Annotated in this window: 8 protein-coding genes; 7 read left to right on the forward strand and 1 reads right to left on the reverse strand. The window is 60.7% G+C overall.

The window, feature by feature from the left end; translation table 11 throughout:
- The first annotated feature begins 22 nt into the window (after positions 1 to 22).
- The 7 genes from ACSQ83_RS29695 (at position 23) to ACSQ83_RS29725 (ending at position 16,564) form a co-directional block, all read left to right on the forward strand.
- Positions 23 to 7,795, forward strand: coding sequence for an amino acid adenylation domain-containing protein (locus ACSQ83_RS29695; protein ID WP_436230595.1), 7,773 nt, complete (start codon positions 23 to 25; stop codon positions 7,793 to 7,795).
- Positions 7,792 to 8,700, forward strand: coding sequence for an ABC transporter substrate-binding protein (locus tag ACSQ83_RS29700; RefSeq protein ID WP_436230596.1), 909 nt, complete (start codon positions 7,792 to 7,794; stop codon positions 8,698 to 8,700). The genes ACSQ83_RS29695 and ACSQ83_RS29700 overlap by 4 nt, the downstream gene beginning before the upstream one ends.
- A complete protein-coding gene (fhuB, locus tag ACSQ83_RS29705) occupies positions 8,697 to 10,727 on the forward strand; it encodes a Fe(3+)-hydroxamate ABC transporter permease FhuB (RefSeq protein ID WP_436230597.1) in 2,031 nt (676 codons plus the stop codon). Before ACSQ83_RS29700 ends, fhuB begins: the two co-directional genes overlap by 4 nt.
- Positions 10,728 to 10,951: 224 nt before the next feature.
- The gene (locus tag ACSQ83_RS29710; RefSeq protein ID WP_436230598.1) at positions 10,952 to 12,640 is read left to right on the forward strand and encodes a cyclic peptide export ABC transporter; all 1,689 of its coding nucleotides are present in this window, start codon (positions 10,952 to 10,954) and stop codon (positions 12,638 to 12,640) included.
- 5 nt (positions 12,641 to 12,645) lie between these two features.
- Complete coding sequence (locus ACSQ83_RS29715) at positions 12,646 to 13,485, forward strand: ATP-binding cassette domain-containing protein (protein ID WP_436230599.1); 840 nt, start codon at positions 12,646 to 12,648, stop codon at positions 13,483 to 13,485.
- Between the two features lie 16 nt (positions 13,486 to 13,501).
- Positions 13,502 to 15,961, forward strand: coding sequence for a penicillin acylase family protein (locus ACSQ83_RS29720; protein WP_414949744.1), 2,460 nt, complete (start codon positions 13,502 to 13,504; stop codon positions 15,959 to 15,961).
- A 99-nt stretch (positions 15,962 to 16,060) separates the two neighbouring features.
- A complete protein-coding gene (locus ACSQ83_RS29725; protein ID WP_414949745.1) occupies positions 16,061 to 16,564 on the forward strand; it encodes a GAF domain-containing protein in 504 nt (167 codons plus the stop codon).
- Between the two features lie 17 nt (positions 16,565 to 16,581).
- Here the strand turns inward: ACSQ83_RS29725 and ACSQ83_RS29730 are convergent, their stop codons facing one another.
- Entirely contained in the window at positions 16,582 to 17,559 is a 978-nt protein-coding gene (locus ACSQ83_RS29730; protein ID WP_436230602.1) for an alpha/beta hydrolase family protein, read from the reverse strand.
- Positions 17,560 to 17,606: the final 47 nt, after the last annotated feature.

Here is a 17,606-nt window from a genome sequence, read left to right on the forward strand (position 1 = left end):
TTCAACAGGAGGCAGGGCGCCGATGCGGTCTTTTTCGACGAAAAATTTAACGGCGTCCTTGCCGCTGTCTCCGCAGCAGGAGGGATTGTGGTTCATGCAGCGGCTCGCGCCGCTGTCCACTGCCTACCATCTGGCGCGCGCTTTTCACTTGCGCGGACAGGCTGATATTAGCGCGCTTGAACAGGCGCTGAATGTCGTTCGTGGCAGGCAAGCAGTATTGCGTACGCGTTTTGCGGAACACGACGGCCAGCCTTTTCAGATCGTGGATGCACCGGCGAATGTGCCGTTGCCTGTGACCGATCTTTCCTCGCTTGATAGTGATGCACGCGACTTGAGGCTGGCGGAAGCGCTTGCTCACGAGGCCCGGCAACCGTTCGATCTGGGCACGGAAGGCGCGATCCGCTTGCGCGTTTTCGTGATGTCCGCGCAATGGAATGTGCTGTCCGTCGTGGTTCATCATCTTGTCTCCGATGGAACATCGACGGCGATCTTCGCGCGTGAACTCGCTCACGCGTATGGCAGGATCGTGCATGACAAAACGATTCCTGAACTGCCGGAATTGATATGGCAGTATGCCGATTTTTCCGCGTTCCAACGTGACATGCTGGCGAGCGAAAAAGCGCGTGCTGATATTGCGTGGTGGACCGATTACATCGGCTCGCCTGATGCAAGTTTCGAACTACCCTTCGATTTCGCGAGAGCGCCCGGGCAGGACCATCCAGCGCGAACGCATGCATTTACCCTGACTAACGCAACGGCAAACGCGTTGCGCTCCCGCTGCAAAACCGAGCGTTGCACGCCGTTTGCCGTGCTGATGGCTGCGTGGCAGTTATTGCTGTCGCGCCATGCCGGCAGTGATGATTTCTGTATTGGCGTGCCAACCAGCGGACGAACAGTTGAGGAAACCGAGGACCTGATCGGTCTTTTTGTCGATACGCAGGTGTATCGAGCACGTGTTCAACCGGCCATGACCGGACGCTCGCTGCTGCAAGCGGTCCGCAACGACACCCGTGCCGCGCTCGATCATGGCAGCGTTACATTGGCGGCAATAGTCGACGCATTAAGCGTGAAACGAGAAGCCGATCGACATCCGCTTTTCCAGACGCTGTTCAACGTGCAGGGCGCGGCCGCTGCTGGAAAATTGCGACTCGCGGGCCTTGCGGTCGATATCGTCGATACGGAAACTCAGGCGGCTAAATTCGACCTCAGCATGGATATTCGCGTGAGCGCCGATGCGATCAACTGCACGGCGCGCTACGACGGCGCGTTGTATCGCACTGAAACCATCGCCCGGCTTGGTCGACAGTACGAAGCAATGCTGGCCGGCTTGTGCCAGGATCCTGATCGGCCGGTGTCGGAGATCGCGTTTATCGATGAAGACGAACTCGCTCGTCTTTCGAAGTGGAGCACATGCGCCGCGGAGTTTGGCGTTGCGGCGCCTGTGCATCGTTTATTCGAAAGCCACGCAGCAACGACACCGGATGCGCCAGCGCTCGTGTTCGACGATATGCTACTGACTTACCGCGAACTCGATCAGCGCGCCAATCAGCTTGCGCATCGGCTGGTGAAGCTTGGCGTGGGACCGGAAGTGAAAGTCGGTATAGGTCTGGAACGTTCGGCGGAGATGGTGGTCGGCTTGCTGGCCATCCTGAAGGCAGGCGGCGCTTACGTTCCACTCGATCCCGAGTATCCGTCGGAGCGGCTGGCCTACATGATCGGCGACAGCGGCGTGCAATTGCTGCTCACGCAGCGCGCCGTGCGCGAACGCCTGAGCCGGCACTTGCCCCCGGACGATGCTTGCACGGTGCTCGAACTCGATGTGCTGGATACATCAGATGAGCCGCTACATTGTCCCGATGTTCAGATTCACGCGGAAAACCTTGCCTACGTGATCTATACGTCCGGTTCGACAGGACGTCCGAAGGGCGCGGCCAACCGGCACGGTGCGTTGTTCAACCGGCTGGCATGGATGCAGGCCGCGTACCCGCTCGACGCCACCGATACCGTTCTGCAAAAGACCCCGTTCAGCTTCGATGTATCGGTCTGGGAGTTCTTCTGGCCGCTCATGGTCGGCGCGCGTCTGGCATTAGCGGGGCCGGGGGATCATCGGGACCCTGCAAGACTGGTCGAATTGATCGATCGCTTCAATGTGACCACGCTGCACTTCGTGCCGCCGATGTTGCAAGCCTTCATCGCTTCACTCGATAGTGACAGTGACGTTTGCAAGAGCCTGCGCCAGGTCATCTGCAGCGGTGAAGCGCTGCCGGCAACGCTGCAGGATCGCGCGCTGCACCGTCTTTCGCATGCTCAATTGCATAACCTGTACGGCCCGACTGAAGCGGCTATCGACGTCACGCACTGGACGTGTCACGCAGGCGATCCGGTCGTGCCGATAGGCCGGCCGATTGCGAACGTCAGCACCCACGTGCTCGATCAATCGATGAATCGTTTGCCTGTGGGCGTTGCGGGTGAACTCTATTTGGGCGGCGCGGGACTCGCGCGTGGATATCTCAACCGTCCGGGGCTGACGGCCGAGCGTTTCATGCCCGATCCATTCAACGAGGGTGGGCGTCTGTATCGGACGGGCGACCTTGCGCGCTGGCGTGAGGATGGCGCGCTCGACTATCTTGGACGGCTCGACCATCAGGTCAAGATCCGCGGCTTTCGCATCGAGTTGGGTGAGATCGAGGCAGTGTTGCAGACTTTGCCGGGTGTCGATGAAGCAGTAGTCATGGCGCAGGATTGCCCGGCCGGCAAGCGGCTGGTTGCGTATGTGACGGCGCGTGCAGGTCACGCATTGCAGCGTGACCTGCTGATTGCGCGCCTGCATGACGTGCTGCCGGAACATATGGTGCCATCCGCGTGGGTCGAACTCGACGGGCTGCCGTTGTCGCCGAATGGCAAGGTGGATCGCCGTGCGCTGCCGTTGCCTGCTCAGACGGAACGAGTTTGGGAAGCGCCGCAAGGTGACATTGAGCCCGTGCTCGCGCGGATCTGGCAGGAAGTATTGGGCGTTGAACGTGTTGGCCGCGACGACAACTTCTTCGAGCTAGGCGGCGATTCGATCCTGAGCCTGCTGATTGTGGAGCGCGTGAGGCTGGCAGGATGGAAGGTAACCCCGCGGCACTTGTTCGAGCGCCAGACCGTGATGCAGCTTGCTGCTGTCGCCGAGCCGGTTGTTGCAACCGCTGTCGCCGCCGATGCGTTCGTGCATGACACAAGCAAGGCCTTTTTACCAATGCAGGCCTGGTTCCTCGATCTGCCGGTGGAGCATAGGCATTACTGGAATCAGGCGGTGCTGCTGACGAGCCGCGAGGCGTTGGACACTACGTTGCTGGAGCGCGCGTTGCATGCGCTGGTGCAGCACCACGACGCGTTGCGACTGCGTCTGACGCAAGATGCCGACGGCGGATGGTCTCTGGGTACGAATGAACTGACATTTGACTTGTTATGGATACGCGAGGCGGCTACGCCGGCTGACATCGTAAAGCTATGCAATGAAGCGCAACGCAGCCTCGACCTCAACCAAGGACCGCTGCTGAGGGCGCTCGCAATACAAACCGGCGACGGCAGCTGGCGGCTCTTGCTTGTAGTACACCATCTGGCGGTGGACGGCGTGTCGTGGCGCATTCTGCTCGCGGATTTGCGAACGGCGTATGCGCAATTGCAGGCCGATGAAGCCGTAAAATTGCCGCCGAAGACAACGTCAAGCGTTGAGTGGGCGAGACGTCTGGCACACCACGCAAAGAGTTCCGAGTTGCGTGGCCAAGTCGATCACTGGCTGGAAGTCGCACACACGTCTGCTGCTTTGCCGTGCGACTCCCCGAACGGCGCAAACACCGCAGCGCATCTGTGTCACGCCTCGTTCAGCCTCGACCGCCTCTGGACGCAACGGCTGCTTCAGGAAGCGCCTGCGGCATATCGCACGCACGTCAACGACCTGCTGCTGACCGCGCTGGGCCGCGCTCTATGTAACTGGAGTGGATCTGAGCGAATTCGCATCGACCTTGAAGGACACGGCCGCGAAACTATTTTCGGCGATGTAGACCTGAGCCGCACGGTCGGCTGGTTCACGAGCCTGTATCCGGTCTCCCTCGATCCTCAGGGCGATGTGGGCGCGGCGCTTGGGCGTGTCAAGGAAGCACTGCGCGGGGTACCGGACCGGGGTCTTGGATTCGGCATGCTCAAGTATCTCGGTGACGAAGCGGATCGACGTGCGTTGTGCAGCATCGAACCATCGCGGGTGGTGTTCAATTATCTCGGTCAGTTCGACCAGAGCTTCGATGCAACGTCGGCATGGCAACCTGCGCCTGAATCGGCGGGGCGTTCGCAAGACGAAGGCGCACCGCTTCCGCATGACCTCTCCGTCAGTGGCAAGGTGCTGGACGGCGCGCTGACATTGAGCATCGGCTATAGCGCGGAGCGTTATCGGACGAGTACGGTTGAAGGACTGATAGATATGATCCGCGTGGAACTCGAACGCGTGATCGAGCACTGCACGAGCGGCAACACGGGCGCCACACCTTCGGACTTCGAACTAATTGATCTGACGCAGAACGAGCTTGATGAATTGCCGCTGACGTTGAAGAACGTCGCGGATATTTATCCGTTGTCGCCCATGCAGTCGGGCATGTTGTTCCATACGTTGTATGCGCCCGGCAGCAGCGTGTATATGAATCAGTTGCGGGCAGAGATCCATGGGTTGGACGTTGGCCGTTTCAGTGCCGCATGGGTTGCGGTAACGGCTCGACATGACGTCCTGCGAACAGGCTTTGTGGCACAAGGGGAGGGCTGGCTGCAGTGGGTCGCGCGAGCGGTGGAACTGCCGCTGACAACGCACGATCTGCGTGGTCGCCACGACCTCACCGCCGCTCTCCACGATCTGGCTTCGTCCGATCTCAAGCAAGGTTTCAACGTCACGCAAGCGCCTTTGCAAAGGCTGACACTTGTCCGTGTGGACACCGATCGCTATCACTTCATCTGGACGCACCATCATGTATTGATGGACGGCTGGAGCGTCGCGCAGTTGCTCGGCGAGGTGTTGCGCCATTACGGTGGACAGGGCTTGCCTGCGCATGGCGGACGGTATCGCGACTATATCGGCTGGTTGCAGAAACACGATGCGCAGGCGAGCGCCGCGCACTGGCGCGAGCAAGCAAAGCGCATGGAGGAACCAACACGATTGGCGAGTGCGGTCGCCAGCCGTTACGAGCGGACCGGCATTGAAGTAGCCGACGGTTACGGCCAACACACGTTTGACCTGAACCCGGTGTCGGCCGAGCGCCTCGTCGCGTTTGCGCGTCAGGAACGGGTCACGGTAAACACGCTGGTTCAGGCCGCGTGGGCATTGCTCTTGCACCGTTACACCAACCAGCCCACGGTCATCTTCGGTGCAACGCTGGCTGGCCGCCCTGCGGGTCTGGCCGGTGCATCGCAGCTGCTTGGGCTCTTCATCAACACGCTGCCAATGATTGCCGAACCGCGTGCCGGCAAGCGCCTGGGCGACTGGTTGCGCGAGTTGCAGCAGCAAGGCATGACGGCGCAAGAACATGCGCACACGCCGCTGGTTGAGATACAGCGCTGGGCGGGGGCGGCAAACCAGGGTTTGTTCGATACGGTCGTGGTATTCGAAAACTATCCCGTCGATACCGCGTTGAAAGAGGCATCGCCCGGTGGCCTGACGGTCGACAATGTACGTGCCTGCGATGAAACCAGCTACCCGCTGACCCTGGGCGTGATGCTCGCCGGCACGTTGAAGCTGGACTTCCGGTTTGCATACGACGCGTTTTCGGATCGGGATATAGCAGGCATTGCGCAGCAAACGGGCGGGTTGTTGAATGCATTCGTGGGCGCATCGGACCGGCCGCTTGCAGAATTCGATTTGCTCGATAACGCGCAGCGGCGAGCGCTGATAACGTTGGGTCATCCCGACGCATTGCCTTCATCAGCAGATACCGAACAACCCGTCCATACGCTAATCGAAGCACGCGCACAGCAGCAACCCGATGCACTCGCGCTCGTGGCCGGCAATCTCAGCTTGAGTTATAGCGAGCTGAACGCACGGGCAAACCGCCTTGCGCATCGATTAATGCGGGAAGGAGTTGGACGGGAGGCGCGTGTCGGGTTTGCCGTGGCGCGTTCGGTTGAGATGATCGTGGGCCTGCTGGCTGTGCTCAAAGCTGGGGGTGCCTACGTACCGCTGGACCCGGCGTATCCCGTCGAACGTCTCGCTCATATGATCGAGGACAGTGGCATTACACTGCTTATTACGCAGTCGCATTTGCGCGAGCGGCTGCCAACACGCGCCGGGCTGACGCGCCTGGATCTGGACACGCTGGATGATTCGGCGGAACCGGCAAGCAATCCGGCCGTGAAACTCGCTGGCGGCAACCTGGCGTATGTGATCTTTACTTCGGGATCAACCGGCAAGCCCAAGGGCGTGGCAGTGGCGCACAACGCGTTGTCGATGCATTGTCAGGCGGTCGCCTTTCGCTACGGCATCACTCCGGAGGACCGGCAACTCCATTTCGCGTCCATCAGTTTCGACGCGGCCGCCGAACAGTGGCTAGCACCCTTGCTTAGCGGCGCGGCGATTGTGTTGCGCGACGATACCGTCTGGTCGTCACAGCGTCTCGCGGCTGAGATCAAGGCTCAGAAGATATCGATACTGGATTTGCCGCCTGCCTATATCAATGCCTTCGCTCAGGAGACCGAGCCCGAAACGATATCGGTCAAGACGTGCATCGTGGGTGGAGAAGGCTGGTCGCGAAGCGGCTTCGAAGCTGTAAGGAAACACTTGCGTCCCGAGCGGATTTTCAATGCGTATGGACCGTCGGAAACGGTGATTACATCGACGGTGTGGAGCGCGGATAGCGCGTCGGAATTTGATAGCGCGTATGCACCGATCGGCGTCCCTGTCGGCAAGCGCACAGCTTACGTGTTGGATACCGGGTTGAGTCTCGTGCCGCAGGGCGTGGCGGGCGAACTGTACGTGGGCGGCGCGGGACTGGCACGTGGATATCTAAATCGAGCAGCGCTGACGGCGGAGCGCTTTGTACCTGATCCCTTCGATGAAGGTAAGGGCGGCCGCTTGTACCGGACCGGCGACTTGGTGCGTTGGAACAGTGCGGGTGAACTTGAATACCTCGGGCGCATTGATCATCAAGTGAAGCTGCGCGGTTTCCGTATTGAACTGGGCGAGATCGAGACGGCGCTGCTTGCATTACCCGGCGTGCGGGATGCGGTAGCGACGCTTACCAACACTGCCGGCAGTGCGCGTCTCGTTGCATATGTGAGCGCGCAGACGGGTGCGGTGATTGATGGGTCAACGTTGCAAACGGCATTGCGTCACGTCCTGCCGGACTACATGGTGCCCGGGGCAATAGTCCTGCTAGATGCCTTGCCGCTGACGCCCAATGGCAAGGTGGATCGCCATGCGTTGCCATCGCCCGAATTAGCCGTCACAGGGCGCTACGAACCCCCGCAAGGCGAGGTGGAAAAGGTCATCGCGCAGATCTGGTCCGACGTGCTCGGAATAGAACAGGTTGATCGAATCGGCCGTCGCGACAACTTCTTCGAACTCGGCGGCGACTCCATTTTCAGCCTTCAAGTCCAGCGGCGAATTGCGCGGCAGTTATCGGTCGAGATCGAACTCGCTGCGCTCTTTACTGCTCCGACACTCGGGGCGTTCGCTGGTGTTGTGTCGGCTGCGCGAGAGAGCGCGGCAGGACAAGACCAAGATCAAGACCGCTTGGCCGACGACATGCAATCCATCCTTTCCGACCTGATGCAATGAACCGACGCGCCATGCTTTCCGCGATGCTGGGCGTCGGCGCGCTTGCCGCAAACGCACTCTCCGATGTCGTACTGGCGGCCGATGTTCCAGCGTCGCCACCGCGCCGTATTGTCGTGCTCGACTGGGGATTGACGGAGATGGTGTTGTCGATCGGCGTGGTGCCGGTCGGGATCGCGAATACCCGCGACTTCCGCCGAAATTTTACGGCGTGCGATGTGCCTGCGTCGGTGGTGGATCTCGGCCTGATGTTCCAGCCGAACATGGAATTGCTGTTCGCATTGAAGCCTGACCTGATCGTTATCTCGCCGGCTCATGCGACGTTGAAGGCGGCGCTCGAACGCGTTGCGCCAACCATCACGCTCGGGCGATATCGGTCGAGTGACAGGCCCTATTCCGCGGCACGTGCAGAGACGCTCCAGCTTGCCAGGTTGCTGGGCTGCGAGCCGCGCGCCCAAGCGCTTCTCACGCAAGCGGACACGGCGCTCGCCCACGCGCGTACGACGCTCGCCGCGTTGCCAAGGATGGGGAAAAAGCCGCTCTACATGGTGAATTTCATCGATGAGTCGCATGTGCGTGTGTTCGGCCCGGACAGCTTCTACGGCGAATTGATGACGACGCTAGGACTCCACAACGCGGTCCATTCCGGCGCCTTCTCCACCACCGGCTTCGATGCGCTGGGCAGCGTGCCCGACGCGACCTTGCTCTACATGAAGCCGCTCGCGTCTTCCGTTTCGAACATGATGAAAACCAGCCCTTTGTGGCATGCGATGCCGTTCATGAACGAGGGCCGCATGATGGGCTTGCCGCGTGTTCCTCCCGATGGCTGCGTCCTTTCCGCGATGCTCTATGCACGCGTGCTCGTCGATGTCTTCGAGCAGGCCGGCGCCCAGCAGGAGCACGCATGAAAAGCGTTGTGACTGCCTCCGTAGTTCCCTCACGACGCTGGCCGCTCCTGCCGGTTTGCCTGGTGATCGTACTCGCCGTTTTGTTGTCGCTGCACAGGCTGGACGAGCGCTTGCCGGCGTCGTTGTGGTGGCAAGCGCTGGTGGCTCCATCGCCGACGGATCTGCGGCAACTGCTTGTGCATTACGGCGACCTGCCGCGCATCGCGGTCGCGTGGCTGTGCGGCGCGGCGCTCGGACTTGCTGGCGTGGCAACCCAGCAAGTGCTGCGCAATCCGCTCGCCGAACCGATGACGCTCGGCATCTTCTCCGGCTCCTATCTGGGGCTCTCGATAGCGACGGTCTATGCTCCCTTCTTGCTGGTGTCCGGCCGCGACGGCGTCGCGCTGGCCGGCGGCGCAGTGGCACTGGCGATTGTTTTTGCGCTGGCCGCGCGACGCGGCATCTCGCCGCTTGCGCTGATACTCGGCGGCATGATCGTCAACCTGTGTTGCGGCGCGCTGAGTTTCGCGCTCGCGATTTCGCACTATGACCTGTTGAGCGCGCTGATGATCTGGGGCGGCGGCTCGCTTGGCCAGCACGACTGGAGCGTCGCGTTGGCACTGCTCGTGCGGCTCGTGCCGTGCGTCGCGTTGCTGATGCTGTGCATGCGCCCCATGGCCGTATTCGATCTGGGCGACACCGTTGCCAGCAGCCTGGGCGTGTCGTTGCGATTGACGCGCGGCGCAGCGCTGTTCCTGACCTTGCTCGTGACGGCATTCGTCGTGAGCGCGGTGGGCGTCATCGGCTTTATCGGACTGGCTGCACCAACGCTTGCGCGTCTTGCCGGCGCGCGCCGTCTGCGTGACCGGATGCTGTGGTCGCCTTTGTTCGGCGCGGCGCTTTTGTGGCTGGCGGATCAGATCGCGCAGGAATTCGCGGGACGTTTCGGAACCACAATTCCGACCGGCGCGATCACTACGCTGTTAGGCGCGCCGTTGCTGCTGATCATGTTGCGGCGCTTGCGCGGACGGCCCGACCTCACCCATGCGCCCGCGATCCAGTCGGAGCCGTTGTCATCGCGCGCGTTCGCTTTGACGGCGGTCGTCTGCGTGGTTGTGTTGCTCGTGACTATCGGCTTGTCGCTGTGCGTGGGACGGGGTCTGGCAGGCTGGCATGTCAGTCGCCCGGACGAGGTCGCTGTGTTGCTGTTCCTGCGCTTGCCGCATGTGATTGCAGCGATGGGCGTGGGCGTGCTGCTCGCGCTGGCAGGCGGTATCGTCCAGCGCATGACCGGTAATCCGATGGCAAGCCCCGACCTGCTCGGCATCACTGCAGGCGGCGCGATGGGACTCACCGGCGCGCTCTTCCTGACAGCAAATCCCGGGTTGCCGACGTTCCTTGTCTGGTGCGCGTGCGGGTCGGTGATCACGCTGGGCGCGCTGTTGATCTTTGCACGCAAATCCTCTTATGCACCCGACACGCTGATCCTTGCCGGTGTGACGATCAGCGCCGTGTTCCAGGCAGTGTCGACCATTGCCGTTGCCAGCGATGACCCTCGCGTGATCGTCCTCTACAACCTGCTCGCCGGGTCGACGTATAACGTCAGCGCTGGCGCGGCGGGTGTCGTTGCGGTGGTCGCGTTTGCCGCGCTTTGCACAGTGCCATTCTGCCGCCGCTGGCTTGAAATCCTGCCCTTGGGCGCGGCCGTGTCGCGTGGCTTGGGCGTCAACATTAGCGTCGCGCGTTTTGCGCTGCTGCTGCTGAGTGCGCTGTTGACGGCGGCGGCAACGCTCGTGATCGGACCGCTGTCATTTATCGGCCTCATGGCGCCGCACATGACACGCATGCTCGGTATCCGTCGCGCTGTGCCGCTGCTGTTCATTTCGGCGTTGCTCGGTGCGGCGCTGATGGTTGCATCCGACTGGCTTGGCCGCTGGGTCCTGTTTCCGCAGGAGATGCCGGCGGGCGTGATGGCGACGCTGCTTGGCGGCATGTACCTGATTGTCACGATGTTCAAGCGCAGTCCACGTGATGCGGCGGGCTCATGAGGGCGGCGTCATGACTCCGGCGTCATGACGCTCGCTTTCAACTAATACCCTTACGCCGGCGTTATCAGTGGATTTCAACAAATGCAAATGATTCGCATTTAATTGACTTCACTTGCCGAATTAATTATTCTGTGACGCGGTCGGGCCGTGCCTGGATCGTCCGCGGGCCGGCCATTTTCACGCGCGGGATCGAAGTTTTCCCTCGTTGCCCCACAAGGAGTTTCATGTCGCTGTTTTTGTATCTCGTCCGCAATTCACGCTGGGTGCTGGCTGTCGCGGTGGTGGCGAGCCTCGTTAGCGGGTTCGGCAACGCGGCGCTCATCGCACTGATCAACCAGGCATTGGGGGCGTCGAATACGAAGCTCGTCGAACTCGGCTGGCAATTCCTGATTGTGGGCGTCGTGGTGCTCGGCACACGAACGCTTTCGCAAACGCTGTTCATGCAGCTCGGCCAGCGCGCCAAGGCAACGCTGCGCATGCGAACCATCCGGCGCATTGCCGACGCGTCATATCAGCACCTGGAAAAGCAGGGCGCGTCTAAGGCGCTCACCGTGCTGACACAGGACCTGGATACGATCGTCGTGCTGTTCTTGAGCCTGCCCGCGCTCGCGATGCACGGCGCGGTGATCGTGGGTTGCCTCGCGTATCTCGGCTACTTGTCGTGGCAGATCCTGCTTTTCGCTGTCTTGACCATCTTCATCGGCTCGCTTGGTTTTCATATTGCGAACACGAAAGCGCTGTTTCATTTGCGCGGGTCGCGTCGCAAGGAAGACGATCTCGTCAAGCATTTCCGCGCGCTCTTCGATGGCGCCAAAGAACTCAAGCTGCATCGTGAGCGCAAGAATGCGTTCGTCACGGACACGCTGGCAACGAACGTGGAAGCAGTACGCGTTCAGCGCACGCGCGGGTACATCTTGTACTCGGCGGCCGCGAGCTGGGGCAGCTTCATCCTGTTTGCGTTTATTGGCATTACGCTGTTCGTACTCGCGCGCATGTTTCCGGTGAGCACCCACGTGATGTCCGGCTACGCCATGATCTTCCTGTACATGATCATGCCGATTGAAGGCTTGCTGTCCGCCATCCCGAACGTCAGTTCGGCGAAGGTTGCACTGGAGCGCATTGAACAGGTCAATGCCGACTTGCCGCTCGAAGATACCTTGCACGAAGCGCCGGCCAAGTCGTTCGACAGCATTGTGTTCGACAAGGTCACTCACCGATACTTCCGCGAAAAAGAAAACGAAGTCTTTACGCTGGGCCCTATCGACCTGACGTTCAAGCCGGGCGAACTGATCTACCTGATCGGCGGTAACGGCAGCGGCAAGACGACGCTCGCGAAAATGCTGGTGGGACTTTACGCGCCCGAAGGCGGGCAGATCCTGCTCAACGGCAAGCCGGTCGATGAAGCGCACCGCGATATTTATCGACAGCATTTTTCGGTGGTCTTCAATGATTTCTTCCTGTTCGACACGCTGCTCGGCATGAAGGTGGAAGGCCTCGACGCGCACGCGAAGTCGCTGCTCGAACATCTGCAACTCGATCACAAGGTCACGGTCAAGGACGGCGCATTTTCGACGACCGACTTGTCGCAAGGTCAGCGCAAGCGTCTTGCGTTGCTGGTCACGTATCTGGAAGACCGGCCGTTTTATGTCTTCGATGAATGGGCTGCCGACCAGGACCCAACCTTTAAGGAAGTGTTCTACAAGCAGTTGCTGCCGGAGCTTCAGGCCAAGGGCAAGACCATCGTGGTCATTACGCACGACGACCGTTATTACCATCTTGCCGATCGTTATATCAAGCTCGACTACGGTCAGGTGGTTGAACTGGGGCGCGGCGCGGACCTGCGCGTCGATCATCCGAACGCGATTCATCCGCAAGCTCATGTGAGCGCGTCGTTGCCGGTTGCATCGGCATAACCCGCATGAACGCCAATCCTGCCTTTATCGACCTGGACGCAGAGCGTGAGTCCTCTCGTGAACCTGATCGAGAGTCCATGTATTCGCTCGATGAGGTCTCGTTCAGTATTGGCGAGCGGGTGCTGCTCCATCCGCTGTCGCTGGAGTTGCCCAAGCACCGCGTATGCGGGCTCATCGGGCATAACGGTTCCGGTAAATCCACGCTGCTGAAGCTGCTCGCACGACAGCAAGCGCCGGGCAGCGGCACGCTGCGATTCGCGGGCAAGCCGCTTGCAGAATGGGAAGGCCGCGCGTTCGCCCGCAAGGTCGCATACCTGCCGCAACAACCGCCCGCCGCCGACGGCATGACGGTGCGGGAACTCGTCGCATTGGGGCGATATCCGTGGCACGGCGCGCTCGGACGCTTTAGCGCACAAGATAGCGCGAAGGTGGAAGAGGCCCTGCGGCTGACCGATGTCGAACGCTTTGCGCATCGCACGGTAGACAGCCTCTCTGGCGGAGAGCGCCAGCGCGTGTGGATCGCCATGCTCGTCGCGCAGGACAGTGAATGCCTGCTGCTCGATGAACCCATTTCGGCGCTCGACATTGCACATCAGATCGAGGTCCTGCAACTGGTGAGGACCTTGAGCGTCGAGCGCGGACTTGGCGTGGTCGTGGTGCTGCACGACGTCAACATGGCCGCGCGTTTCTGCGACGATCTCCTGGCGCTCAAAGGCGGCCGGCTGCTTGCATCGGGCACTCCCGCCGAGCTGATGCACGCCGAGACACTGGGCGCAATTTATGGTATTCCAATGGGTACGGTCCCGCATCCTCACGGCGGTTCGCCCATCAGTTTTGCCCATTGATTCAAGGTTTAATCCCATGAAGCAATTTGTCAGGTTCGCGGCGGCGCTTGTGTTCGCCGCAGTCACGTTGAGCGGCTGCGTGCACGCCCCCCGAAACCTGGCGAGTGCGGAAACGCCCTTTAGCGTCGAGATACGCCGTACGCAAGACGGTATTCCGCATATCAAGGCCGACAATTGGGCGAGTCTTGGTTATGGCTATGGTTACGTGCAGGCGCAAGACAACCTCTGCACGCTGGCAGATGGCTTCATCACGTTTCGCGGCGAGCGCTCGGCGAATTTCGGTGCCGATGCGCGGCCGCCAACGGCCGCTTCCTTCGGTCAGCCGCGCAATCTGGAAGCCGATTTCTTCTTTCGTTTCGTCGATGACGCCGGCGCTGTCGAGCGATACAGATCCGCCCAGTCCGAGCCAATTCGCGACTTGATCGACGGGTATGTGGCGGGCTATAACCGCTACGTCGGCGAGTTGGATGCGGGAAACACGGGCGGGGCGAACGCGGCGTGCAAAGGCAAGCCGTGGGTCGGAAAGATCACGTCCGACGATATGATCAGGCGGCTCGTAGCCGCTAATCTCGCGGGCGGCGCTGTACGGTTTTTACCGCAGATAGCTCGCGCGCAACCGCCAGTGAAACCGGCAGCGGCGCACGCCGTGCAGACAGGCGCCATCGATCTTGCGCCCTCGCAACTCGACATAGGCGGCCACCGGGGTATTGGCAGTAATGCACTTGCGTTCGGCGCGCCGGTCACGCAGGAAGGCCGCAGCATTCTCTTCGGCAATCCGCACTGGTTCTGGCGCGGGCCTGATCGTTTCTATGAAGCACAGCTGACCATCCCCGGCGAATTAAACGTAGCGGGTGCGTCGTTCCTTGGCGTGCCACTCGTGATGATCGGCTTTAACAACGACATCGCGTGGACGCATACCGTGTCGAGCGCGCGACGCTTCGGTATTTTCCAGTTGTCGCTCGATCCCGCCGACCCCACGCACTATTTCTACGATGGCGTCAGCGAGCCGATGACAGCCGTGCCCGTCACGGTCGAGACTCGCAACGCCGACGGCAGCCTGACACCGATCACGCGCACACTGTATCGCTCGCGGTTTGGTCCGCTTGTAGATCTGTCGTCAATGTCGCCCGCGCTTGCATGGAATGCACAACACGCGTTTGCATTGCGCGACGTGAATACCGACAACACGCGCGCCTTCGAAAATTTCCTGGCTTGGGATCAAGCGCGTTCCCTCGATGATTTCATCGCGATCCAGAAGCGCTTCGCTGCGACGCCTTGGGTGAATACCCTGGCGATCGGCCGTGACGACCCGCGTGTGTGGTTCGCCGATCTCGGCCCTGTGCCAGATGTGCCTGATTCGCTGGCGGCAGCTTGCACGACGCCGCTTGGCCGTGCGTTCGATGCAAAGGCGCCTGGCGTCCCGTTTCTCGATGGCTCGAAGAGTGCCTGTGAATGGCGCGTGGAAGCATCGAGCGTGCAAGCAGGGGCGTTGCCGCTCTCCGAGATGGCGAGCATGGCGCGCGGCGATTATGTGGGCAACTTCAACGGCAGTTACTGGCTGACCAACGCCAATGCACCAACAACGGGTTATCCGCAAGTGGCCGGGATTACCGGCACCGAACAATCGTTGCGCACGCGGTTTGGCCACATGCTCGCGGCCGAGTTACAGGCGCAGAAGGGCGGCGTGACGCGGCTTGCGCTGGAGACGACGGCGCTGGATAGCCGGTCGATGTCGGAACAATTGTTCCGCAAGCCTATTCTCGACGCGGTCTGTGCTGATGAATCGGCTCCAGTGGTTTCGGTGGTTTCAACCACCAAAGGCGTCCCAAGCGCCAAGCCGCAAACGGTTGATCTAGGGCCTGCGTGCAAGGTACTTCGTGAGTGGGACGGTACTGCCAACACCAATGCGCGAGGCGCTAATCTCTGGGACGAATTCTGGCGTCGCCTTAACGGACCCGTGCTTGCCCATTTCTACCGCGTGCCCTTCGATCCGGCTGCGCCGCTTGCGACGCCGCGTGGGCTCGACGCATCCAATCCCGCGCTTAAACCTGCTCTTCAGCAGGCGCTCGGCGGCGCGGTGCTAGCCATGCTGCGCTATGGTTTTGCGCTTGATTCCACGCGCGGCGAACTGCTGCATGCGGACCGGAATGGTGCGCGTGTGCCGCTTTTTGGCGGTTGCGATGAAGCGGGTTATTTCACGGTGATGTGCGCGCAGCATCCCGTCGATGCAGACGGTTACGCGGTCGATCGTAGCGGCCACGGCGCGAGCTACTTGCAGGTGGTGTCGTTTGACGCGAGCGGCGTGCAAGCGGACACCATGCTTGCGCATTCGGAATCCGATGACCCCGCCTCGCCCCATTTCGGCGATGCAACCCGGCGCTTCGCCGGCAAGCAATGGCTGCGTTTCCCGTTCACTGAAGAAGCCATTGCTGCTGATCCGGCAATGACGACTGTCACGTTGCAAGCGCCAAGATAGAAGGTGCACGTAAGCCGGATTTGGCGGCCTGTGCTATGTTCGAGCGACTTTCATTTTCAACAGCCGTGATCTGCCGGTCATGGCGTACACATCGCCATCATGTCCTTCACCGTTCAACAGTCCACCGGTTCAAAAGCGGGGCAATACGACGAGCTTATCGCTCAGGCACGCTCGCTTCTCAGTGACGAACCCGATCGCATTGCCAATGCCGCCAACTTTTCGGCGTTGGTGTATCACTCGCTTCCCGACCTGAACTGGAGCGGCTTTTATTTCTTCGATGGCGCTGAACTTGTCGTGGGTCCATTTCAAGGCAAACCGGCGTGCGTTCGCATCGCGTTGGGTAAGGGCGTGTGCGGCACGGCCGCGCAAACCCGGCTGACGCAGGTGGTGCAGGACGTTCATGAGTTTCCCGGACACATTGCGTGCGATTCGGCTTCGCAATCCGAGATTGTCGTGCCGTTGGTCACCAAGGACGGAAGTCTTGTTGGCGTATGGGATGTGGACAGTCCTTCAGTTGCTCGCTTCGACGCGGACGATGCCAAAGGAATGGAAGCGCTGTGCCGGGTGTTCATGGAGTTGGCGTGGGAGCGGACGTCGGCTTGAAAGCGGTTGCGTGCCTGTCATTTCCCTACGACAAACCTTTGAAGGTCGGCCCGCACTGAGTGAGCCTTGAGCCATTCGAGGGGGATTTGCCATAGCGATGTTTCGAATCGGCTATGGAAAAACGCGAAGTGGCCGATCTCGCGATGCCCGATCGCTCCCGGCGGAATTCGCAGATGGGTGTTCGGGCTGTTCTTGAAATAAGCAAGCAAACGTTCGATGGCCGATGCCGTTCCAAATTCGTCATCGGTTACGCTGAGCGCGAGCGTTGGTGCATGCAGAGCGGCGAACCCCTCGACCAGTTTGGCGCGTTCCGCCTCCGTCAGGGCGTGTGGGCCGCGCCGGAACGCATCTTCGAACCTGGGTTGCGGCGCGATCCAGTCACGCACGACGCCGCGCGGTGTGTCTTCCATCCAGCCGAGTCTGCCACCGGGAAAATAGCCGAGTGCCGCTGTGAGCAAGGGCATGATGGCGTGCCATTTGATCAGCATGCCGAATCGTTTGTGGTTGGCGTAGTCGCGCCAATGGGCGAATTGTGCGCCCATGGTAAAGACGCGATCGACGAGGTGATTCGACGGAGCGAGGCCCACCAAGACCCCGCCTATGCTGTGGGCTACTACTTGTACAGGTTGGTTAGGAAACGTGCGCGATGCCATCTGCAATACCGCTTCGAAATCGAGGCGACCCCAGTCGAGCCATCCGGCGTTCAAGTTGCGAAGTGATGCTGGGCGCGAGCCGCCGATGCCTCGATAATCGTAGGTGATGACGTCGAAGCCGTTCGTGTGGAGGAATGCGGCGAAGCGTGAGTAGTAGCTGCATCGGACCGATGTGGCCGGGTTGATGATGACCACGGGGCGGGGTGGGTTTGTGGCGGGGTCGTTGTTTTGGCGCCATAGATGGCCTTTTAGGACATAACCGTCTTCAGCATGTATCGTGATTTGGGTCGGATCGGTCGTCGTTTGCATTCGGCTGGTTCTGGAGTTAGCGGTCTGGTTCATTGCCGGGTTGCTGCTTTCCAGGTATTCGCGGGTTTTATTCTTGCTGT

Source organism: Caballeronia sp. LjRoot29 (assembly GCF_964252755.1).
Lineage (GTDB): Bacteria > Pseudomonadota > Gammaproteobacteria > Burkholderiales > Burkholderiaceae > Caballeronia.

What these genes read in the sequence shown, in the direction of transcription:
- ACSQ83_RS29695 (WP_436230595.1), top strand. Translation starts at nt 23, where the DNA reads ATGCGGTCTTTTTCGACGAAAAATTTAACGGCGTCCTTGCCGCTGTCT.
- ACSQ83_RS29700 (WP_436230596.1), top strand. Translation starts at nt 7,792, where the DNA reads ATGAACCGACGCGCCATGCTTTCCGCGATGCTGGGCGTCGGCGCGCTT.
- fhuB (WP_436230597.1), top strand. Translation starts at nt 8,697, where the DNA reads ATGAAAAGCGTTGTGACTGCCTCCGTAGTTCCCTCACGACGCTGGCCG.
- ACSQ83_RS29710 (WP_436230598.1), top strand. Translation starts at nt 10,952, where the DNA reads ATGTCGCTGTTTTTGTATCTCGTCCGCAATTCACGCTGGGTGCTGGCT.
- ACSQ83_RS29715 (WP_436230599.1), top strand. Translation starts at nt 12,646, where the DNA reads ATGAACGCCAATCCTGCCTTTATCGACCTGGACGCAGAGCGTGAGTCC.
- ACSQ83_RS29720 (WP_414949744.1), top strand. Translation starts at nt 13,502, where the DNA reads ATGAAGCAATTTGTCAGGTTCGCGGCGGCGCTTGTGTTCGCCGCAGTC.
- ACSQ83_RS29725 (WP_414949745.1), top strand. Translation starts at nt 16,061, where the DNA reads ATGTCCTTCACCGTTCAACAGTCCACCGGTTCAAAAGCGGGGCAATAC.
- ACSQ83_RS29730 (WP_436230602.1), bottom strand. Translation starts at nt 17,559, where the DNA reads ATGAACCAGACCGCTAACTCCAGAACCAGCCGAATGCAAACGACGACC.